Consider the following 20,437-nt stretch of genomic DNA (forward strand, 5'->3'; position numbering starts at 1 on the left):
GTTCCAAGTTAAAGTAGAATAAATTTATTGATTATCAATAAAAAAACATTGATTTTTGATAAAAAATCTTATATTCTTCTAACAAGAGTCTGAAGTTGGTCATTTTGAGGTGAATGAAATTGAAGAGTTTTTTAAAAAATTTAACTTACTTTATTTATCATCAATCATTATCTTGTATTTTCCCTGTTGTTATATTTATGACACTTGCACTTTCAAATGCAATTCAAATACCTGGTGTATTCAGATACGACTTTATATTAATCATCTGTCTTTTGGCACAGTATATTATGTATAAATCGAATTTGGAATCAAAAGATGAATTGAAAGTTATTCTTCTTTTTCATATGATTGGGCTTGTACTAGAAATTTATAAAGTGAATTTTAACTCTTGGTCATATCCAGAGGAAGCGTGGTCAAAAATTTGGGGTGTGCCATTATATAGTGGATTTATGTATGCCAGTGTAGCAAGCTATATTTGTCAAGCTTGGCGCAGGTTTGACTTAGCAATCGTTAACTGGCCGAAAAGTTATTTCGCAATCCCACTTGGGACCATGATCTACTTAAATTTTTTTACACATCATTTTATTTATGATTTTCGATGGCTTTTAATGGCTGTTCTTTTTATTGTGTTTTATCGCACAATCGTTAAATTTACAGTGCGAAAAAAAATTTATAAGATGCCGATTGTTGTATCATTTTTTTTGATTGGTTTTTTTATTTGGGTTGCAGAAAATATTGCTACGTTTTTTGGGGCGTGGTCATATCCCAATCAAGAAATATCATGGAAAATTGTTCATTTTGGTAAAATAAGCTCTTGGTTTTTACTTGTAGTTATTAGCATCATGATCGTTGCACAGCTTAAACTATTCTATCGAAAAACGGTAGAGTGAAAGGCTTTTTATGTTTGTTGAATATCAATGAAATCAAGTTATTCTATACAAAATAAAGGCCAACACGATATTTGTCACTACGGCACAGTTATCTAGCGAACTTATCCTTCACTTCTCTGCGCAGGAAGCGAGCCCATTGGAAAGTTTAATATGACATTTATTCAATTAAGTACAACTAGCCTTTTATCTAGCACAAAAGCTAGTCAATCATGCATATATTCTCATCAATTCAGCAATCCCCCCTCAAAACAAAGATTTCCTTAAGAATTCGAAAAATTTTATACGTAGTCTTAGAGATTCTATGGATGATAGATATTGCTGGTATTCTGACACTTGACAGTCGTTTGGAGGCACAAGATATCCTGAAAGAGCATGGATCTGATTTGCTGTGTAATCATTCAAATCCTGTATATTTGTTTGGGGCATTACAATGGTAAAAGGCTAAGAAAAAATATGGATTACTAAAATGCAGCAGTAGAGAAGATTGATAATCATCACACCTCACATCTATTAGAAGAGGCATTATCCTGGCATGTTCAACTTGTAAAAACTAAGACAATGAAAAAATAACAAAATGGTTGACTAGGCAAAATGCTTAGTCATTTTTGGCATTAGAAAAAGAATCCACCTCATTCAGCAAATATATGACTGAGGTGGATCCAGATTATTATGGAGACTTTAATAATAATTGAATTAACAGTTTACTGTTTTCTGAAAGGGTCAATCCTGCTTTTTCAAGTCCCTCAGCCAAAAGGCGAATAAAAGCTTTCGCAGCAAAATTAATAAATTTATCTTTTCTATATAGAAGTACTATTTCTCTTGTTAAAGGCGGGTCGCATATAGGGCGCTCACATATTGTATTCGATTGATGTAAAGTACAAAGTGTTTTGGAAATAATCGTTGCCCCAACATTTTGTTCTACTAGTTTAAAAATAGCGTCGATACTAGCTGTCTCTATCTTAGGCTTGACATGAAGCTTTTCTTTATGGGCTGCACTATCAATTACTTTTCTACATTGATGGATTGTTGGAAATAAAATAAGTGGGAGCTCTAAAATATCCTGAAATGGAATTGTTTTAGAAGCCGCTAATGGATGATTGCTATGAGCAACAAATCGTAGTTCCTCCGTAAACAACTGTATGATTTTAAGCTGCTCCTCCTCATAGTCGAAATACTCTTGTTTATAGGAAATAGCAAAATCAATTTTATTGTCTTTAAACTGTTTCAGTACATCATCCGAGCTATTTATACAAACTTGTACATCTGGATATTCCAAATGATAGTCTAACAAATAATCTGACACTAAATTTGTTAATTCACCAGGTAAAGTTCCAACAACTAATTCTCCTGCCTTTACTTCCTTAAGCTCAATAATCTGGTTTGTTGTATTATCAATGGCTCGAAATATATGGGTACATTGCTCATACAAAATCTTACCAGCATCAGTAATAGCTATTTTTTTTCCTAGACGATCGAATAGTGGGATGCCAAGTTCGTTTTCTAATACTTTTATTTGATGGCTAAGCGTAGGCTGAGAAATATTCAATTTTTCGGCAGCCTTTGTGAAATGAAGCTCTCTACACAGGATAAAAAAATATTCAAGTTGTCGTATTTCCATATACGTACCTTCTTTAATAAATTTCTTCTATTATAGCATTATTCATACAGAGAAATGTATTAAATTGAGGGAAATCATGCCAAATAGAGATTTCGAAATCATTTTGAACTATCTATTCATTATGGTCAGTTGGTAATGTACTAGAGTAACTGAATATATGTTCTAAAGCTTTTTTAGTAACTGGCATAAAATAATTTAGTAATAGCCCCCCAAAACAAACAGTTAATAAAGTTCCAACACCGATTGGTCCATGAAAAATTATTGCCATTATCAAGAATACAAGGTAAATGAATGTCCTTGCAAAAAATATATTTGTTCTAGTTAATTTTTGTATGATGAATGTTAATCGGTCAACGGGGATGGGGGCAAAATTTGTGTGTAAATAGGTTGCCGTTCCTAATCCAATAACTACTAATCCGATACCAAAACAAACAACTTTGCTGTACCATAATTCAGGTGTAACTAAATTGTGGAATAAGAACAGCCACATATCAATACCTATTCCAGTGATCAAAGCTGTTAGCAAGCCCAAAACTTCCGGTCTATGTTTTTGTAAAAGTGAATTACAACCTATTAATATTAAAGCTATTATTACTTCCCAGCTACCTACTGTAAGTCCTGCACTTTTGGACAGTCCTACTAATAGGGCATCAAAAGGTGAAGTACCTAATTCTGATTGTATTGTCAAAGAAATCCCGAGGGTTAATAGTAAAATTCCGGCTACATAAAAGATATATTTCATAGTGCTCTACCTCTTTATTTTTATTTTTTTATTGTAAATACAACAAAAACAGGTTATATTAAATATATTCCTTTTTTATTGTATTTACAACAAAAAGTATGAGGAGATAAGTGATGAAAGAAATTCTACGAGAGATTGGAATGATTGCTAGGGCATTAGATTCTATAAGTAATATAGAATTTAAGGAATTCGACCTTACAAAAGGACAATATTTGTACCTTGTTCGAATATGTGAGAACCCAGGAATCATTCAAGAAAAGTTAGCTGAGATGATTAAAGTAGACCGAACAACTGCAGCGCGAGCAATTAAACAGCTTGAAGTTCATGGTTTTATTGAAAAGAAAGATGATGAACATAATAAAAAAATAAAAAAACTCTTTCCAACAGATAAGGGGAAACAAGTATTCCCATTTATAAAAAGGGAAAATGATCATTCGAATCGTGTCGCACTTGCGGGACTTTCTGAAAGTGAAGCAGAAATTCTTTTTCATCTTCTTGAAAGAGTTAGAAAAAATATAGAAATTGATTGGGAATTTGTAAAAAAAGGGAACAAAAGAAATTATTGATTTGATCTATAGGAGCTGACCATAAAATGACTATAATAATAAATAAGTGCAATCACCAAGATCTACAATTACTTCAAGAAATAAGTATTGAAACATTCAATGATACATTTAAAGATCAAAATTCAGCCGAAAATATGAAAGCTTATTTGGAAAGAGCCTTTAACCTTAAACAATTAGAAAAAGAATTGTCTATGATTTCTTCGAATTTCTTTTTTATCTATTACAATGAAGAGCCTGCTGGATATTTAAAGATAAATATAAACGATGCCCAATCCGAAAAAATGGGTGACGAGTCACTAGAAATTGAAAGGATTTATATAAGAAATAAATTTCAAGGTAAAGGACTTGGAAAATATTTAATCAATAAGGCGATAGAACTGGCAAATGAACAAAGTAAAAAGATTATCTGGCTAGGAGTTTGGGAAAAGAATGACAATGCCATTGGCTTTTATAAAAAGTTGGGTTTTGTCCAAACTGGCGCACATTCTTTTTATATGGGTGATGAGGAGCAGATTGATATCATAATGTCCAAAACACTGGAATAACTTCTAGTAAGTACATTTTTTGTTGTCCAGTTGCTTAATAGCTGGCGACAATTCAGAACTTCAAATATTTAGAAGCATGCTTTCTTTAAGGCATGCTTTTCTTTATTGTTCCATTAAGCGCTGGCTTATCAAACAATGAAGTCAAATAAGAAGTTCTGTGATCAATGATTTTCGTTAATATTGATGCTAGGGAGGCCATTTAATATTTATAGTATTACAGTAAGATTATGCTTAATGCGCTACCCTCCTTCACAATCGAAAAGATGGTGTTTTCTCTCTCATAACCTTTAACAATTATTTTTCTTAAAATGGTGAAAATAATAATGAATTTTTAGAGGTGTTAAAAAGCCTTTTTTAAGCTTATTATTTGATGACTGTTTTTTTCGAACTATTTTAAGTGTTTGTAAAATAATGGGACTTTGTATGTTGACTACAATACAAATATGTAGTAATGTATGTACTATAACAAATCAATACATATTATGGTAATAAATATATTTATTTGTAAAATAAGAACAATTTATAGTAATTCTACAATTTGTACGAAAATAGAAATGAAGTTAATTTGAAGTAATTAGTAGGACTAACATCAATTGAAATGGAGGAATAGTTGATGAAAGTATCGCTTAATTCCTTTGGAAGTTTGGGAATGGTTTCTACATTCCAAGCGCAGCAACAACAAAACTCATTTAACACTGAAATAGATAAAGCGGATTCTAAACTAGAAAAAATTGAAGCATCTCGTGAAAAATATGCGGAATTTGTGCAATCTTGTAATGCTATTTATCAGGAGGCGACACCTACGCAGATTGTTGATAAACAAACAAATTCCATCAATATTACTAACGGTGTGTACTATCATTTAGGCTCAGTCAATGGCAAACCTCTTAATGGCACGGCTTTGACTGGTGGTGGCTTTAATTCTAATTTTAGTCCTATGTTTCAAAGCTCAGCACCTGGGACAGGGCTAACACCTGAACAGGCAGCCGCACTTAAAAGGCATCGCTCTTATTCACAAGCTGAACGTCAAGAAGCAAATGAACTTGTGGCTGTCTTTATGAGCCTCTCTAGGTTAGCGGAAGGAAAAAAATCTGTGGATAGTATGAATGATGATGCTATGTTTATGCAACATTTCCCAAAATTCGCAAAAGGGATAGGGCTTGATTTAAGTCAACCGTTTACCATCAATGGTAAATCATTTACTTATTCACAAGGAACATTGCAAATGATAGATACAGAAGAATAACCAAAAGTATCGGAAGGTATTCCATTGAAATTAATAGTAGATGTGTATTATATGGAAATACGACAATAGGTTTCACTTTACGCTAGGATAAATTTTTGGAGAAGTCTATCATCTAGCAAATATATAATGATTTACAAGAGCTTTGCTACGTTCGTGTAGTAGGGCTTTTTTCTTGCACACATAGGAATAGCTAATGTCTCGCTTACATTTATTGCATTCTATGAACATATTATATAAGATGGTAATGATAATCATTTTCAATTAAAGGAGAGGGTTAATGATGACGAAAAGACATCTTGTAATTGGCATGCATCTTGCTGTACATGGTGAGCAAGGGAAGAAAGGCACGTTAATCGATGAGCATATAGCATTTGCAAAGCGTGCAGAGGCAGCAAAATTAGATTTTGTATTTAAGGCTGATTACTTAATAGCTCATCCAGAGTTAATTGCTAAAATGAAAGGGACAGTAGGGCTAGATCCTAGTTTTTTATTGGCGATGGTGGCAAGAGAAACGAAGCAAATCGGTTTAGTAACGACCGTATCAACATCATTCATACCACCTTATTTGATTGCACGTCAATTGCAATCCTTAAATTGGATAAGTGAGGGGCGTGTGGGGTGGAATCTTGTCACATCGATTGATGGTGCGTATAACTTTAGCAATGATTTGATGCCTACCTCTGAGGAGCGATATGCAAAGGCAGCAGAATGTAAGGAAGTTGTGGAGCAGCTTTGGCACAGTAATCCTTTTGAAGCATTAGAGGCTGATGGCGACTTAGAGAAAATTAAGGAGCTTGTAAAACCAATCGATTATGAGGGAGCGTTTTTCCAGATTAAAGGTCCGTTAAATATACCGATGCATCCAGCAGGAGATATTCCGTTATTCCAGGCTGGTGCATCTGATTCAGGGCGTCAATTTGCTGCAACAGTATCGAATGCAATTTTTGCTGCTACGCCTGTGATGGAAGTGGGGATTGAGCTACGTAACGATTTACGAAAGCGTGCTGTTGAGGTAGGACGTTCGGCAGATGATATTCGTTTATTGCCAGGGCTATATTTCTTTATTGGTGATACATATGAAGAGGCATTAGAAATGCACCGTCAAGCACATGCACATTTAACACTTGATCGTCGTTATAGTGCTTTAGAATCTGTTATTGGTATGAATATTCGCCATTTAGCGTTACAGGATTATGTGACAGCAGAGATGCTGCCGCTAGAGGATCAAAAGGTACGTAGTAAAACACATGCTCAGCTTGTGCGTCGTTATATTATAGAGAATAAACCGACAGTAGCCGAATTATTAGCACGTCCAGAGGTAATTGGCTCTGCACATCTTGTAGCAATTGGTACACCACAGGATATTGTAGAGCAAATTGTCACATTTTATGAGAAAGGGGCATTAGATGGCTTTATTGCTGTGCCAGGTGGACCTGCAAAATCTTTAGATTTATTCTTTAACGATGTTATACCCGCGCTAGTGGAGCTTGGGTTATTCCGTGCTGAGTATGAAGGAAATACATTGCGCTCACACTTAGGTTTAGATATTTAATTTGTTAAATATGATGAAGGGCAAAGCGAAAACACTGCTTTGCTCTTTTTTTAACGATAATTGTAAATCAGTAATCAGTAGTAGATGATAGTATAATTAATGGAAGTTAAGAGTTATATAAGTCCACTTTATTGTATTTTGTAATAATTTGAAAGGTGATGATGAAGTGAAAACATTACTGATTGTTGAGGATGATATGACGTTAAATAAAGGAATTAAGTTAACTTTAACACAGGATCAAATAACCATCCTACAGGCCTATGATATTGCCAATGCAGAAAAAATTTTACAAGAAGCAACTATTGATTTAATAATACTTGATATTAACTTACCAGATGGAAGCGGGCTAGATTTTTGTGAACGAATTCGTCAGAAATCACAGGTCCCCATTATTTTTTTAACTGCTAATGATTTAGAAATTGATATTGTTACTGGCTTTGAGCTTGGAGGAGATGATTATATTACCAAACCATTTAGTTTAATGGTTTTCCGTGCACGAGTGATGGCCATTCTTCGCCGAATAGACGCAGATCGTTTGGATAAAATCTTAATTGACAATCATTTTACATTTGATTTTGGCAAAATGGAATTCCGCAAAGGTAAGGATTCCATTATACTAAGCCGAACTGAGCAAAGGCTGTTAAGGGTACTTATTACCAATCGCGGGAATATTCTAACGAGGGAACAATTAATGGAGAAGGTTTGGGGACAAGAGGCAGCTTTTGTTGACGAAAATGCGCTAACTGTTTCTGTTAAAAGATTACGAGGAAAGATTGAGGATAACCCTTCAAATCCCAAGTTTATTCAAACTGTATATGGACTTGGTTATACTTGGTCTGGAGAGCAGCAATAATGAAAGGGCATCTAAATGAACAGAAGCTTAAGCAATTTTATGGGCAATATATCGTAGTATTACTCCTTGTATTAGTAGTTTATATACTTGGAGTGCTCCTTATTACAAATTGGAATGACACTATCATCTGGTTATCTATTAGTTTTGTTATTATATTGTTGCTTATTGGGCGTTTATTTCTTGTACAGCTTCATGCAAAAGTAGCTCAAGTCATTCATACGGTGGATGCTATTGTAGAGGGGGCTATGTCAGGTCATCCACGCATTACAGGATATGAAGAAACAACACTTTCATCATTAGAACACAAAGTTATTCGTTATGTTGAGATGGCTCAAGCGATGGGGCACAAGCAACAGGAGGAGCAACGTAAAATAAACACGCTTATCTCTGATATTTCTCATCAAACGAAAACACCACTTGCTAATATCATTTTATATAGTCAATTATTGGAGGAAAGGCTTGAATCAGGTGATATGCTACACTCAATCGTTGAACAAATTAGTGCTCAATCAGAGAAGCTTGATTGGCTTATTCAATCGTTGATAAAAATGTCGCGACTTGAAGCAGGAATTATCAGAATTCAAGCAGAAGTTCAACCAATCTATCCAACAATCTATAAGGCAGTGGCTCAAATAAAAGAGGCTGCAACTGCAAAAAACATATTAATAGATGTTCATTGCTCGCCTGCTATACAGGCAAAGCATGATTCGAAATGGACTTGTGAAGCAGTCATTAATATTCTGGAAAATGCGGTGAAATATAGTCCGAATGCTGGTCAAATAAAGATTGCTGTTTATGAAGGTGAAATGTTTACTCGTCTGGATATAGCGGATACGGGAATTGGCATTGCAGAGCATGAATTAAATCTTGTATTCCAACGATTTTATCGATGTGCGAAAACAGCGCAATATGAAGGAGTGGGAATTGGCTTATACTTGGTTAGAGAAATAATCGTTTCTCAGGGCGGATATATGAAAGCTACATCTCAATTGAACGAGGGATCTGTATTTTCCTTATTTCTACCAGCATCATCATGAAATGTGTCAACACTGTTATATTTAAGTCATTTGGTGGTTATAGTCATTTGCTACAGTAAAATTGTACAAATGATTGGTGAAGGAGATGAACAAGTTGACCATTGTAAAAGTAGTGAACCTAAAGAAATATTACGGTGAGGGAGATACAATTGTTAAAGCCTTAGATGGTGTTTCGCTAGAGGTTAAGAAGGGCGAATTTGTAGCCATTGTTGGTACAAGTGGTAGTGGAAAAAGTACATTGCTTCATATGCTAGGTGGATTAGATCGCGCCAGTGAGGGGCGTGTTGTCATTGATGAGCATGACATATTTAGCATGGATGATGAGCAGTTAACTGTCTTTCGCCGCCGTGCCGTAGGATTTATATTTCAGCATTATAATTTAATTCCAATTTTGAATGTCTATGAAAATATCATTTTACCTATTGAGTTGGATGGGGCAAGGGTTGATGAGACTTATATTCAAGAAATTTTGGAGGCTCTTGGTATAGAGCATAAAATGTACAGTTTACCATCAAATTTATCGGGTGGACAGCAACAGCGAGTGGCCATTGCCCGAGCATTAGCCACAAAGCCTTCTATTATTTTAGCGGATGAACCCACTGGTAATTTAGATAGTAAAACAAGTCAGGAAGTACTTATTTTAATGAAGCAATTAAGTGATCGATTCAATCAAACAATGATTATGATTACACATAATGATGAGATTGCTCAGTTGGCGGACCGTGTGATTCGAATTGAGGATGGAACAATAGTTAGTAAGGCCTTGCACCATCAAGGTGATAAAGCATGATTAGACTTCAAAATCGTCAGGCAGTGCTTCGAATTGCCAAGAACAGTATGAATGCTCATAAAAAACGAAATATACTTATTATCAGTGCTATTATTTTAACCACACTACTGATAACTGCTGTATTTACAACTGGCTTTAGTATTAATCAAACAATCGAACGGACCTATATGAAAACCGTAGGCAGTGATTTCCATGGGGTATTCAAATATCTTACACCACAAGAGGCCGAGCAATTATCCAAACATCCTACGATACGTAAATATGGAAAATCCGTTTCGGTTGGAGAAATTGTTGACGAACAATTAAAGGGATATTCTGTTGAACTAAAGCAAATAGATCAGCAGATTGTCAATAATGGCTTTATAAAATTTCAGGCAGGCGGCTTGCCAAAGACTGAACAAGATATTGTGTTAAATACTTGGACACTCGATTTACTGAATATACCACATAAGCTTGGCGAGAAAGTCCGGCTTCAAATCAATGTGAACGAACAGATTGTGACAAAGGATTTTCAGGTAGCAGGATTTTACGAGGCTGATCAATATATTGCTATGGCAGGGCTAGGTTATGTTTCGGAAGCGTTTGTAGAAGGAAATCTCTCGCATATTGATCCAGTAGAAACGAGAAAAACAGGAACTTATACAAATAATGTGAATTTAAATGTTATGTTGAATAATTCCTGGAATATCGAAGAAAAGCTACTTAAGATCATGGAAGAAACAGGTGTAAAAACTGTATATGGTGTTAATTGGGCTTATACAGCGGTTTCCCTATCTGAAAATCTAGCATCGTTTATACCATTTTTAGCACTCATCATTATCACAATGTTAAGTGGGTATTTGTTAATCTATAATATTTTTTATATTTCTGTTATACGAGATATACGCTTTTACGGTTTGTTAAAAACCATAGGCACAACACCAAAGCAGCTGAAAAAACTCATTACTTTTCAGGCAAATCGACTATATGTAATAGCTTTGCCTATTGGTCTTGCACTCGGCTATGGGGTAGGAATGTGGTTATCCCCAATGATGATGTCCATCTCGAATATAGAAGAGGAGATTGTCTACTCTGCACACCCCACGATTTTTCTAGGCGCCGCGCTTTTTTCATATTTAACAGTGCGAATTGCAGCTAGTAAACCAGGTCGATTAGCATCTAAAATTTCCCCAATTGAAGCAGTGAAATATTCAGGAATGACAATGGCAGGTAAGAAAAAAGTAAAAACATCGACACAGGGAGCTAGACTTCCTAAAATGGCGTTACGCAATTTATTCCGACAAAAGAAAAAGCTTGTCCTGATGCTTTCCTCCCTTTCATTAAGTATTCTGTTATTTAGTATTATATATATTGTTATTTCATCCATAAACATCAATACGTATGTCAATTCTTTTATTGCTGGAGATTTTGTTATAACTGAAAGTACCTCAAGTAGTGCACAAGAACAAGAGACTACTGAAAATGATAATGGCTTAACAGAGGAGATAGGGCAAGTATTAGAGTCAATAGACGGTGTGCAGCGTGCAGATCGTGTTTATCTACAAGAGAGTTCTATTGCAATTGATGATACTATTCAAACCGTTTTACAACCAATCGCAGAACAGGAAAATGCAAACGAGCCTATCTATCGTACAATTTTAAATCAGGGCAAGGTTTGGAGCGACCTATATGGAATCAGTGAAGGCTGGTTTAATTTGATAGGTAAGCAAGACATTGTGGCAGGAACATTGGATAGAGAAAAATTTGCTTCTGGAAAGTATATCATCATTACAGAAGGTTATTTGGGCAATCAACATCAGAGTTACTATCAGCCAGGTGATGTTGTGACACTAACGGAGCAGGGAGAAAGCTATGAGGTGCTAGCTGTACTAACATTGGATGCCATATATGCTGCCGGTAATAAAACATATACACCGGCTGGATTTAAAATTTATATGCCTACAGAGGAAATGAAGAAGCTAGCAAAGGCTGCAAAACTCCTATCCATCACATTACAAGTTGATGAACATAAGAAAGAACAGGTGGAACACACTTTACAATCAATAACTAAAGCTTCTCCTGATTTAGTAATAAAATCAAGAGATGACTACAAAGCAGAATTAAATGGCTTTATCCGAGTTTTTGAAACAATTGGTTACAGTTTAAGTTTTATTATTGCCTTTATCGGGATATTGAATTATGTGAATACAATGCTAACAAGCGTGCTTACACGACGCAATGAATTTGCTGTGATGGAAAGCATCGGGATGACAAAGAGACAAGTTAAAAAATTACTACTCTTTGAAGGTATCATTAGTATTCTTCTAACAGGTGGGCTGATGTGTACGATAGGAATGATTGTTATTTACTTTGCTGCCAAAGGATTAACGGATCAAATTGATTTTACAGAATTTGAAATGACTATTTGGCCGACCTTTTTAGCACTTATTATGCTATTGATTTTGTCAATAATAGTTACGCTAATTGCCTATCGGTCTCTGTCAAAAAAGACCATAGTTGAGCGATTACGTGAAGTAGAATAATGTTAACTTCTTTCAGCAGAAGTCTCCCACCTCTATATGTGGTGAGATGAATGCAGGTTTAAGTTGCTTTTCAGCGGGTGTCCAAACATCCGCTGAAAGAAGTTAAAGCCTCTGCCGGATGTCGCAGAATCGGAAAGGAGTGCTTTGTGCAAGCACAAAGCCGATTCCAGACGCAATTATGCCGAGGCATAATTTATAGTGTTGAAAAATTAAATGGTCAAGGGACTCTTTGTGAACACTACTAAGTCAAATGAAGGTGATTTCCGTTCCAGGCTACTCGCTTTGCCGCTGACGCTTCGCTTTCGCGCAGAGCAAGGCTTCCTGTGACAACGCCTTCGTGACCAATATCGTGTTGGCCTCAGTTTCTCGTCTGTCTCGCTATCCCACGGGAGTCGAGTAGCCTTGCACTCCAATCAACAATAGTGTAGAACTTTAAATATTTTCTTCCCTCAAAAGTAAAGTAAAAGTATGTTACTCACCATCATTAAATGGATATAATGGCACAATTCTATAGTTGTTGCCCTACATTTTATGTATAGAATCATTTTGTTGCTTTACATAAAGCCACTTATTGCTGTCACTCGTTTTCGCATAGAAAAATGTTTTCAAAGCTCCACTATTGCGCAAAATAGTATTGGTTAAGACTTCATTTTATCACTACACATTTATGTGAATTGCCAGAAGAAAATACTATGAGCAATGGTTGATTGGAGTGTAGACTGAGTGACTCCTCGGGGATTCAGCGTCACAGATGAGACCCTGGAGCGAGCTATGCGAGTGAAGCGGCTCATCGGACGCCCCCAGGAAAGCACTCAGTCGGAACGGAGATCAACCCCTCGTTTTGAAAAAGGGCTATACTTTTTAATTTGTCACCTTGATGTCATTGAAATAAAATAGTATTTCAACAACATGAATTATGCTGAGGCAAAATTCATCATATAGCTGTTCCCTCATTTGTTGTCATTGATGGAACAGCTTTTTTATGCGGAGAGCTAAAAAATTTTTAATAAGTGCAACTTTTTCTAGTACTATATCGAGGATAGAGTGAAAGGTGGGAAGAGATGGACATTGAACAGCTCTATTTAAGCTATATAAAAGATATTTATCGATATTTATATTCCCTATGTAAAAATACAGTAGTTGCAGAGGATTTAATGCAGGATACCTTTTATAAAGCACATATTACATTACTTTCACATACAGTCCAAGACATTAAACCGTGGCTATTTAAAGTAGCTTACTATACATACATCGATTACATACGAAAAGAACATCGTGTTGATCTAACAAATAATCTTGAACGATCAACATTTATGACACCAGAAACGATTGCTATAACTGAGGAATCTTTTCATACATTAATTACTTTACTCGACCAGCTATCACCCTACGAAAAGCAGGCGATCATACTGTGTGATGTGCATGACTGTACTAATGAGCAAGCTGCCAATGTTTTAGATATAAAATTAAATACCTTAAAAAGTCATTTATTGCGTGGACGGAAAAAGATGAGAGCTTTAATCGAAAAGGAGAGACAACAATATGGATGATTATGAAAAATTGATAGCTAGCTCCAAAAAAGAAATGGCAAATGCACAGGATCAAAGCAAGTATCAAAAAGCTATAAAAAGAACAATTTTTACATCAAAATGGAAATTGATTCTTGGAACAATAACGACAATGTTATTGATTGTGCCGACTAGCTTTCTGGTAACCTTTATATATTATGCGTTTGGAACCAGTTCGACAACATTAATGGATGTAGCAAGTGAAACACTGTATGTTACAGAACCTAATACATCACTTGAGGAATTAGAATTTGATATGTCCTTCACGCCTCTATCAATGAAGCTTACCTTTGATCAGTATAAGCGTATTGGAGAGGAAGACTATAAGGCTAATACCTATGATTTACGTTTCTTTCTAGGAGGTCTATCTAAAAAAGAAGTGACAACTTTTTTAGAACGAGTGGCGCCAAAACATCCAACTGAAACAAATCAATGGATACTACATCCAGAAAACGTTAAATTACTGTTAAATTCCGCGCGCGAATGGAAGGTACTTGAGGGATTGCCAGATGAAACGGTTGTAGAGGCCTATATTTCATTTTTTGATTTAATGACCGTTCAGGAAGCAGTGAAAGCTATGCCAAATGTCGATGTTGTGTGGGCAGCTATTGATACAGGAGTCGAAAAAACAAACCTAAGCAAAGACGGTCATGTTGTTTCACCAATTGGTTATCCAGTACAACGTGATAACACCAAGTGGTCTCCGTTTCAAGATGCAAAGTCTAATGAGGAGGTATTTTTCAATATCTTAAAGTCAATGGAGCAACATGAAGAACTCGCAACAGCGGTTTCAAGCGCAAAAAATTTAGCATTGCCAGAACGCATTGCTTATCTTGAGAAAAATGGTGTAAAGACCTATGGCGTTGTCGTTACTGGTCCAAAAAACGATATTCTGGCATTAAAAAAAATGAATATTGCAAGAACAATGAAGATGGGTGAGGTGAAATTATGGAATTGGTCTCGTTAAAACGCTATGAAAAGGGCTTTATAGCAGCGGGCTGGATTGGCATTATTTGTGGCTTATGTCCACTTTTATTGCTTAATATAACGATATTAACGAATATGGATATGACGGCTAATCTTTTCTATATATGGACAGTTTATTTGGCAGCGCCTTTCAGTATCATTGCCATATGCTCTAAAAAAAGTCGATCACTAGGATTTTTTGGATTAAGTATTTTACTATTTATCACTATTTTTACAGCATGTATTTTTATTTTAGGGTGGATTGTAATACCGTTTCCTTAAATAGATTTTAGCTCCATGGTCTTTAGGGATGGTGATTTAACTTTATAGAAATCCCGAATTCCATCATCTAAGGAATTCGGGATTTTCTTTAATAGTGTTTGCTTTACCTTCTAAACCGCACCAAATAATTTTAAGACATTAATAATAATAATCCCTACAATGCCGAAATCAGAATCACCAAAAGTTGTTCCTTCATAACCAATATCACCCATAAATATGAGTAGAATCGCAGGGATAAAGCTAATAATTAATCCATTGGTAAATGCACCAACCATAGAGCCAACTCTCCCACCAGTCGCATTACCGAATACGCCTGCAGCAGCACCAGTGAAGAAATGTGGTACAAGCCCAGGGACAATTACTTTTAGCCCTATTAATGGCAGGATAAACATAGATACTAGCCCAGCTAAAAAACTAAATAGGAAACCGATGATAACTGCATTTGGCGCAAATGGGAAAATCGTAGGGCAGTCTAAAGCAGGCTTTGTATTAGGCACAAGTTTATCTGCAATGCCTTTAAAGGCAGGAATAATCTCAGCAATTAGCATCCGTACACCAGCTAAAATAATATATACACCAGCGGCAAAGGTAATAGCTTGGATAATGGCAAAGACGATAAAGTTAGAGCCGCCAGATAATTGTGCTTCAATATATGAGGGTCCTGCAAAAAGAGCAACAATTATAAAAAATACACTCATAGTTAAAGAAATGGCTACAGAGGTATCTCTTAAAAATCCTAAAGACTTAGGAACACGTATAGTCTCTGTTGATTTTGCCTTGTTTCCAAAAAGCTTGCCGATTTTAGCAGAGACGTAATAACCAACACTGCCAAAGTGACCGACAGCAAAATCATCACTGCCTGTAATTTGACGAACAGTAGGCTGCAAAATAGCTGGAAACACGACCATACATATTCCCAGTAATATGGAGCCAACGAGTATAAGAGGTGTACCACTCATACCACCAACTGATAGTGATGCCGCGATTAAGCATGCCATAAACAATGTATGATGACCAGTTAAAAAAATATATTTTAAGGGTGTAAATCGCGCAAACACAATGTTCATAATCATACCGAAAACCATAATCATTGCTGTAGATGTGCCGAAGGAAGTTTGAGCGGCTGCGACAATGGCTTCATTATTTGGAATTACCCCTTGTACGGTAAAGGCGTGATCAAACATTTTACTAAAATGAGTTAACGAGCCAATTAACACGGTAGCACCCGCACCCAGAATGACAAAGCCCATCACTGTTTTTAACGTACCAGACAGAACCGTTGAAGCTGACTTTTTTTGAATTAATAAACCAATAAATGCGAATAGGCCGACTAATATAGCTGGTGTTCCTAAAATGTCATTCATAATAACATCTAACATGTTAACACCTCATCCTATCCAATTTTTTGAAAGTCATCGAAAAGCTTATAGCAGCGGTTCAAGCTTTAATGTAATCTCAGCAACACTCATCATATTAACCACACTTACGATGTGACCGTTCTTGCTAGCTAACTGGCTAACAATATCTTCTGCACCAATATAAATATCTGCTTGCTCAGCCTTAGCAGATGCTAAATCTGTATGAGTTACCTCCGCAATCTTACCAAGTTCCATTAATGCCTTTTTTATCGTCAATTCCAGCATAAAGCTACTACCTAATCCATTCCCACACACCACTAATATTTTCATGAAGATTGCTTCCTTTCCAAAAAGTGTTGGATTTTTTCCATAATAGCGTCTCTTTGTTGACAGGCGATAATGCTGTCAATTTGCTCTGGGTTTTCTATAATCTGTGTTAAATCGACTAATGCCTGCAAATGTGATGCACTGTCCATAGCAGCTAAGACGAAAATTATGAAAACGGGCTTTTCCGTGTCAAACCACACTGGCTCTTGCAGGGTTAAAAGACTTATTGCAGTCTCCTTCACACCATCTATTGGTCGTGCATGCGGTATGGCGACTTTTGGTGTAATGACGATATATGGTCCATATTCTTCAATAGAATGAATCATTGCTTCAATATAACGTGCCTCAATTTTGTTGTACCGTAGAAGTGGATCTGCAGCCAGACGAATAGCTTCTTGCCAAGTGTTTACAAATTTTGCGAGCTGTATTGTTTCTTTAGTTAGGAACTCAATCAGCAAATACAACCCTCCCCCTCCATTGGGATTAAAAGCTCCCATTCCATGTTATTATTGCTTACTGTGGAATTATGTCAAAGCACGCTAAATTTTTAACTGTTTGGCTAAATCGTAAATGGACGATTTGACAAATGAATCTATTTTGCTATCTAAGCGGGATTTAGGATAAATTAATTGTATTTTTCGAGTTAATGCTTCATCTTCTAAATCTCGCTTCATTAATAGACCAGATTTTAATTCATCCTCAATGAGTGCAACTGACAGAAATGCAATTGTCTGTCCAAAAGTAAGCATTTTCTTAATAGTGCTAACAGAATCCAGCTCGATAGTGTAAATGGATGGATGGATTGGGTCCATCCACTTTTCGATAAAGTGATTCGTTGAGCTAGAGGAAGTATGCAACAATATTTTATTCTTGAGGACATCCGATTTGGTGATGTCCTTTTTTGCTGCAAGCTCGTGACAAGGACTTAATGCTAATACAAGTGAATCTTCTCCAATTGTTTCATAAACAAGTGACGAGTTTTCCTGCTTTGTTTCCATTATCAGCCCAAAATCTAACTCTTGAAGAGCGATCATTTTTTCAATGTCTGGAGCTGTTTTTACTTCAAGCGATATTCGAATTTCTGGATAAGCTGTAGAAATCTGATGAATAAGTTCTGGCATAAAAATATGGGCAGGTAGCCCGCTGGCACCAAGACGAATGGAGCCGATATGACCTGCCAAAAGATTATCGACAAAGCGGTTCATATCCTTGTGGAGCTGGATAATTTGGCGAGCATAGTGATAGAGCCCCTCGCCAGCTTCTGTTAAACGATATCCCCCTGCATTTGTACGAAATAAATGAATTCCGTATTCCTCCTCAATAGAGCGAATATGAAAGGAAACTGTTGGTGCAGTAATGCCAAGCTCTTTGGCAACTGGGGCTAATTTTTTTAATTCTACGAGTAGGCAAAATGCCTGTAATTTTACATTATTCATTTTATCCTCCTAAAGTAAATTAGAAAAAATCTTTTATTTGCTTAAGTTTATTAGATTTTTTTTAACGAGTTATTAATAGAAGATTAATATTTTCTAAATATCTGGGATTTATAGTTGTATTAGCGAGGAGGATATGATGAAAATCTCACTAACAAATATCGAGAAAAAATTTGGACATGTTCAGGTGCTATGGCCTATTAATTTGGAATTAGAAAGTAAATTTATTACGATTCTAGGGCAATCAGGCTGCGGGAAGACTACATTATTAAAAATATTAGCTGGACTTGAACAACCAACAAATGGAGAAATTCGATTTGATGAATCGATTATATATTCATCTAAGCTCCATCAAAATATCAAACCAAATAAACGTAATATTGCAATGGTTTTTCAAGATTTTGCGCTATGGCCTCATATGACTATTTTTCAAAATATTGCGTTTGGATTGAAGGGAATTGTTCCAAAGGAAGATATTCCTACACGAGTGCAGCATGTTATGAACTTAGTGAAAATGGGGGGATATGAGAAACGTAAACCTGGAGAGCTTTCAGGTGGACAACAGCAACGGGTAGCACTTGCGAGGGCACTTGCGACAAATCCCAAGCTTATTTTGTTTGATGAGCCCTTATCAGCTCTTGATGCGGTACTTAGAGAGCAGATGCAGGCTGAAATTCTGCAAATTATTGATGAGCTGGATTGTCAGGCGATTTTTGTCACTCATGACCAAACAGAAGCGATGACAATGTCTGATCAAATTATTGTGATGGAGGCAGGCAGAATCGCACAAATAGGGACACCTGAGGAAATATATCATGCGCCAGCAACGCCATATGTGGCCGATTTTATTGGTAAAGTAAATTGGTTTGATAAAGGTAACTATATTGTGAGACCTGAGGGAGTATCCAGAATACGTCGCCCAGGTACAATTGCAAAATTTGCAACAATTATAAAAAGTACCTTTGTTGGAGATCGGTATTTAGTACAGGCTGAGGTAGAAGGCAAGCAATGGAGCTTTTATGAGGCTCATCCCATAGAGCATGGTATAAAACTTGAAGTATTTATTGACAAAAAGCAAATATATCAATTGGAGGGTTCACATTGAAAAAAAGAGGTTTAACGCTATTTGCGACTGCTGGAATTCTATTGACATTGGCATTAGCTGGATGTGGTAACAAAGAAGTAGAGAAAAAAGAGAAAGCAAGTGCACAGCCTAAAGAAGAGCAAATATTAACAGTATATTCAGCAGGTCCAGATGGATTAGCAGCAAATATTCAACAAGCATTTGAAGAAAAAACAGGTATAAAAGTGGAGATGTTTCAAGGAACAACTGGTAAAATTTTGTCGCGATTAGAGGCAGAAAAAAATAATCCTGTAGCTGACGTTGTTGTACTGGCATCTGTCGCATCTATGGATGGCTTAAAGGAAACAGAACAGCTACAAAGCTATAAAGATGCTGAACAGGCAGAAAAAATCAATGCTGATTGGTCAGAAGCTGAGGGCTATTACTATGGATACAGTGCTTCAGCGCTAGGTATAGCCTATAACACAAAAAATACACAAGAGGTACCGACAGATTGGTCAGATTTAGCAAAGGAACAGTGGCAAAATAAAATCAATATACCCGATCCAAGCTTGTCAGGCTCTGCTGTGGATTTTCTATATGGCTATGCACTAGCGGAAAAAGCAGCTTGGAAAACGATGGAGCTGTGGAAGAACAATGGCTTACAAGTGAACGGTGCGAATAAGGAAGCATTAGATGCAGTCATAACAGGTGATAAAAATGCTACGATTGCAGGCGTAGATTATATGGCCTATAAAGCAAAAGCAGATGGGGAGCCAGTGGAAATTATGTATCCGAAAAGTGGAACAGTTGTTAGCCCAAGAGCAGTTGGTATTTTAAAGGATGCAAAGCATGTTGAGGCTGCAAAAGCATACGTAGATTTTTTACTATCTGATGAGGGGCAAAAGCTTGTAACAGATGCTTATTTACTACCCGGCAACAAAGAAATACCTGTGAAAAATCGTGCTGCATTAGATGAAATTCCACAGCTAACAGTGAATTGGAAAGGTGTAGAAGCGCAACAGCTTGAGATATTAACGAAATTTAATGATATGTTTCGTTAAGAAATAGGAGGAGGT

At 36.2% G+C, this 20,437-nt stretch carries 21 protein-coding genes; 14 read left to right on the forward strand and 7 right to left on the reverse strand.

The window, feature by feature from the left end:
* Positions 1 to 113: 113 nt before the first annotated feature.
* Positions 114 to 890, forward strand: a complete 777-nt coding sequence (locus ACQKIM_RS16480; RefSeq protein WP_427545801.1) for a DUF817 domain-containing protein — start codon at positions 114 to 116, stop codon at positions 888 to 890.
* Positions 891 to 1,557: 667 nt separating this feature from the next.
* On the opposite strand, the gene ACQKIM_RS16485 is transcribed toward ACQKIM_RS16480, so the two are convergent.
* Entirely contained in the window at positions 1,558 to 2,508 is a 951-nt protein-coding gene (locus ACQKIM_RS16485) for a LysR family transcriptional regulator (protein WP_427545803.1), read from the reverse strand.
* 112 nt (positions 2,509 to 2,620) lie between these two features.
* A complete protein-coding gene (locus ACQKIM_RS16490; protein ID WP_427545805.1) occupies positions 2,621 to 3,250 on the reverse strand; it encodes a YczE/YyaS/YitT family protein in 630 nt (209 codons plus the stop codon).
* Positions 3,251 to 3,363: 113 nt separating this feature from the next.
* Between ACQKIM_RS16490 and ACQKIM_RS16495 the strand changes: the two genes are divergently transcribed.
* The 8 genes from ACQKIM_RS16495 (at position 3,364) to ACQKIM_RS16530 (ending at position 12,361) form a co-directional block, all read left to right on the forward strand.
* Positions 3,364 to 3,816 carry a MarR family winged helix-turn-helix transcriptional regulator gene (locus ACQKIM_RS16495; protein ID WP_427545807.1) on the forward strand — a complete coding sequence of 151 codons (453 nt, stop codon included), beginning with the start codon at positions 3,364 to 3,366 and terminating at the stop codon, positions 3,814 to 3,816.
* Positions 3,817 to 3,842: 26 nt separating this feature from the next.
* Entirely contained in the window at positions 3,843 to 4,361 is a 519-nt protein-coding gene (locus ACQKIM_RS16500) for a GNAT family N-acetyltransferase (RefSeq protein ID WP_427545809.1), read from the forward strand.
* A gap of 613 nt (positions 4,362 to 4,974) precedes the next feature.
* Positions 4,975 to 5,607 carry a hypothetical protein gene (locus ACQKIM_RS16505; RefSeq protein ID WP_427545811.1) on the forward strand — a complete coding sequence of 211 codons (633 nt, stop codon included), beginning with the start codon at positions 4,975 to 4,977 and terminating at the stop codon, positions 5,605 to 5,607.
* 277 nt (positions 5,608 to 5,884) lie between these two features.
* The gene (locus ACQKIM_RS16510) at positions 5,885 to 7,159 is read left to right on the forward strand and encodes an NtaA/DmoA family FMN-dependent monooxygenase (RefSeq protein WP_427545813.1); all 1,275 of its coding nucleotides are present in this window, start codon (positions 5,885 to 5,887) and stop codon (positions 7,157 to 7,159) included.
* Between the two features lie 166 nt (positions 7,160 to 7,325).
* Positions 7,326 to 8,012, forward strand: a complete 687-nt coding sequence (locus ACQKIM_RS16515; protein WP_427545815.1) for a response regulator transcription factor — start codon at positions 7,326 to 7,328, stop codon at positions 8,010 to 8,012.
* Positions 8,012 to 9,049, forward strand: coding sequence for a sensor histidine kinase (locus ACQKIM_RS16520; protein WP_427545816.1), 1,038 nt, complete (start codon positions 8,012 to 8,014; stop codon positions 9,047 to 9,049). Before ACQKIM_RS16515 ends, ACQKIM_RS16520 begins: the two co-directional genes overlap by 1 nt.
* Before the next feature lie 94 nt (positions 9,050 to 9,143).
* Positions 9,144 to 9,839, forward strand: coding sequence for an ABC transporter ATP-binding protein (locus ACQKIM_RS16525; protein WP_427545818.1), 696 nt, complete (start codon positions 9,144 to 9,146; stop codon positions 9,837 to 9,839).
* Complete coding sequence (locus tag ACQKIM_RS16530; protein ID WP_427545820.1) at positions 9,836 to 12,361, forward strand: ABC transporter permease; 2,526 nt, start codon at positions 9,836 to 9,838, stop codon at positions 12,359 to 12,361. The genes ACQKIM_RS16525 and ACQKIM_RS16530 overlap by 4 nt, the downstream gene beginning before the upstream one ends.
* 665 nt (positions 12,362 to 13,026) lie before the next feature.
* Here the strand turns inward: ACQKIM_RS16530 and ACQKIM_RS16535 are convergent.
* Entirely contained in the window at positions 13,027 to 13,152 is a 126-nt protein-coding gene (locus tag ACQKIM_RS16535) for a hypothetical protein (RefSeq protein WP_427545822.1), read from the reverse strand.
* A 270-nt stretch (positions 13,153 to 13,422) separates the two neighbouring features.
* Between ACQKIM_RS16535 and ACQKIM_RS16540 the strand changes: the two genes are divergently transcribed.
* Genes ACQKIM_RS16540 through ACQKIM_RS16550 form a run of 3 tightly spaced genes read left to right on the forward strand, consistent with a single transcriptional unit; the run spans position 13,423 to position 15,177 of the window.
* Positions 13,423 to 13,911, forward strand: a complete 489-nt coding sequence (locus tag ACQKIM_RS16540) for a sigma-70 family RNA polymerase sigma factor (RefSeq protein WP_427545824.1) — start codon at positions 13,423 to 13,425, stop codon at positions 13,909 to 13,911.
* A complete protein-coding gene (locus ACQKIM_RS16545; protein WP_427545826.1) occupies positions 13,904 to 14,896 on the forward strand; it encodes an anti sigma factor C-terminal domain-containing protein in 993 nt (330 codons plus the stop codon). The genes ACQKIM_RS16540 and ACQKIM_RS16545 overlap by 8 nt, the downstream gene beginning before the upstream one ends.
* Positions 14,878 to 15,177: a hypothetical protein gene (locus tag ACQKIM_RS16550; protein WP_427545828.1), complete on the forward strand. Its 300-nt coding sequence runs from the start codon at positions 14,878 to 14,880 to the stop codon at positions 15,175 to 15,177. Before ACQKIM_RS16545 ends, ACQKIM_RS16550 begins: the two co-directional genes overlap by 19 nt.
* A 110-nt stretch (positions 15,178 to 15,287) precedes the next feature.
* On the opposite strand, the gene ACQKIM_RS16555 is transcribed toward ACQKIM_RS16550, so the two are convergent.
* From ACQKIM_RS16555 to ACQKIM_RS16570, 4 genes are all read right to left on the reverse strand, one after another.
* The gene (locus ACQKIM_RS16555) at positions 15,288 to 16,556 is read right to left on the reverse strand and encodes a PTS ascorbate transporter subunit IIC (protein ID WP_427545830.1); all 1,269 of its coding nucleotides are present in this window, start codon (positions 16,554 to 16,556) and stop codon (positions 15,288 to 15,290) included.
* A gap of 45 nt (positions 16,557 to 16,601) precedes the next feature.
* On the reverse strand, positions 16,602 to 16,865 hold the full coding sequence (locus ACQKIM_RS16560) for a PTS sugar transporter subunit IIB (protein WP_427545832.1): 264 nt from the start codon (positions 16,863 to 16,865) through the stop codon (positions 16,602 to 16,604).
* Positions 16,862 to 17,320: a PTS sugar transporter subunit IIA gene (locus ACQKIM_RS16565; protein ID WP_427545834.1), complete on the reverse strand. Its 459-nt coding sequence runs from the start codon at positions 17,318 to 17,320 to the stop codon at positions 16,862 to 16,864. The genes ACQKIM_RS16560 and ACQKIM_RS16565 overlap by 4 nt, the downstream gene beginning before the upstream one ends.
* Positions 17,321 to 17,401: 81 nt before the next feature.
* A complete protein-coding gene (locus tag ACQKIM_RS16570) occupies positions 17,402 to 18,298 on the reverse strand; it encodes a LysR family transcriptional regulator (RefSeq protein WP_427545836.1) in 897 nt (298 codons plus the stop codon).
* Between the two features lie 136 nt (positions 18,299 to 18,434).
* Here ACQKIM_RS16570 and ACQKIM_RS16575 point away from each other — a divergent pair, with 136 nt between their 5' ends.
* Positions 18,435 to 19,400 carry an ABC transporter ATP-binding protein gene (locus tag ACQKIM_RS16575; RefSeq protein WP_427545838.1) on the forward strand — a complete coding sequence of 322 codons (966 nt, stop codon included), beginning with the start codon at positions 18,435 to 18,437 and terminating at the stop codon, positions 19,398 to 19,400.
* On the forward strand, positions 19,397 to 20,422 hold the full coding sequence (locus ACQKIM_RS16580) for an ABC transporter substrate-binding protein (protein WP_427545840.1): 1,026 nt from the start codon (positions 19,397 to 19,399) through the stop codon (positions 20,420 to 20,422). The genes ACQKIM_RS16575 and ACQKIM_RS16580 overlap by 4 nt, the downstream gene beginning before the upstream one ends.
* The last annotated feature ends 15 nt before the right edge of the window (positions 20,423 to 20,437 follow it).

It is taken from the genome of Lysinibacillus sp. NPDC047702, assembly GCF_050272555.1.
Classification (GTDB): Bacteria; Bacillota; Bacilli; order Bacillales_A; family Planococcaceae; genus Lysinibacillus.

What these genes read in the sequence shown, in the direction of transcription:
- ACQKIM_RS16520 (WP_427545816.1), top strand. Translation starts at nt 8,012, where the DNA reads ATGAAAGGGCATCTAAATGAACAGAAGCTTAAGCAATTTTATGGGCAA.
- ACQKIM_RS16530 (WP_427545820.1), top strand. Translation starts at nt 9,836, where the DNA reads ATGATTAGACTTCAAAATCGTCAGGCAGTGCTTCGAATTGCCAAGAAC.
- ACQKIM_RS16540 (WP_427545824.1), top strand. Translation starts at nt 13,423, where the DNA reads ATGGACATTGAACAGCTCTATTTAAGCTATATAAAAGATATTTATCGA.
- ACQKIM_RS16495 (WP_427545807.1), top strand. Translation starts at nt 3,364, where the DNA reads ATGAAAGAAATTCTACGAGAGATTGGAATGATTGCTAGGGCATTAGAT.
- ACQKIM_RS16560 (WP_427545832.1), bottom strand. Translation starts at nt 16,865, where the DNA reads ATGAAAATATTAGTGGTGTGTGGGAATGGATTAGGTAGTAGCTTTATG.
- ACQKIM_RS16570 (WP_427545836.1), bottom strand. Translation starts at nt 18,298, where the DNA reads ATGAATAATGTAAAATTACAGGCATTTTGCCTACTCGTAGAATTAAAA.
- ACQKIM_RS16510 (WP_427545813.1), top strand. Translation starts at nt 5,885, where the DNA reads ATGATGACGAAAAGACATCTTGTAATTGGCATGCATCTTGCTGTACAT.
- ACQKIM_RS16545 (WP_427545826.1), top strand. Translation starts at nt 13,904, where the DNA reads ATGGATGATTATGAAAAATTGATAGCTAGCTCCAAAAAAGAAATGGCA.
- ACQKIM_RS16500 (WP_427545809.1), top strand. Translation starts at nt 3,843, where the DNA reads ATGACTATAATAATAAATAAGTGCAATCACCAAGATCTACAATTACTT.
- ACQKIM_RS16550 (WP_427545828.1), top strand. Translation starts at nt 14,878, where the DNA reads ATGGAATTGGTCTCGTTAAAACGCTATGAAAAGGGCTTTATAGCAGCG.
- ACQKIM_RS16505 (WP_427545811.1), top strand. Translation starts at nt 4,975, where the DNA reads ATGAAAGTATCGCTTAATTCCTTTGGAAGTTTGGGAATGGTTTCTACA.
- ACQKIM_RS16535 (WP_427545822.1), bottom strand. Translation starts at nt 13,152, where the DNA reads ATGAGCCGCTTCACTCGCATAGCTCGCTCCAGGGTCTCATCTGTGACG.
- ACQKIM_RS16490 (WP_427545805.1), bottom strand. Translation starts at nt 3,250, where the DNA reads ATGAAATATATCTTTTATGTAGCCGGAATTTTACTATTAACCCTCGGG.
- ACQKIM_RS16555 (WP_427545830.1), bottom strand. Translation starts at nt 16,556, where the DNA reads ATGTTAGATGTTATTATGAATGACATTTTAGGAACACCAGCTATATTA.
- ACQKIM_RS16575 (WP_427545838.1), top strand. Translation starts at nt 18,435, where the DNA reads ATGAAAATCTCACTAACAAATATCGAGAAAAAATTTGGACATGTTCAG.
- ACQKIM_RS16485 (WP_427545803.1), bottom strand. Translation starts at nt 2,508, where the DNA reads ATGGAAATACGACAACTTGAATATTTTTTTATCCTGTGTAGAGAGCTT.
- ACQKIM_RS16480 (WP_427545801.1), top strand. Translation starts at nt 114, where the DNA reads ATGAAATTGAAGAGTTTTTTAAAAAATTTAACTTACTTTATTTATCAT.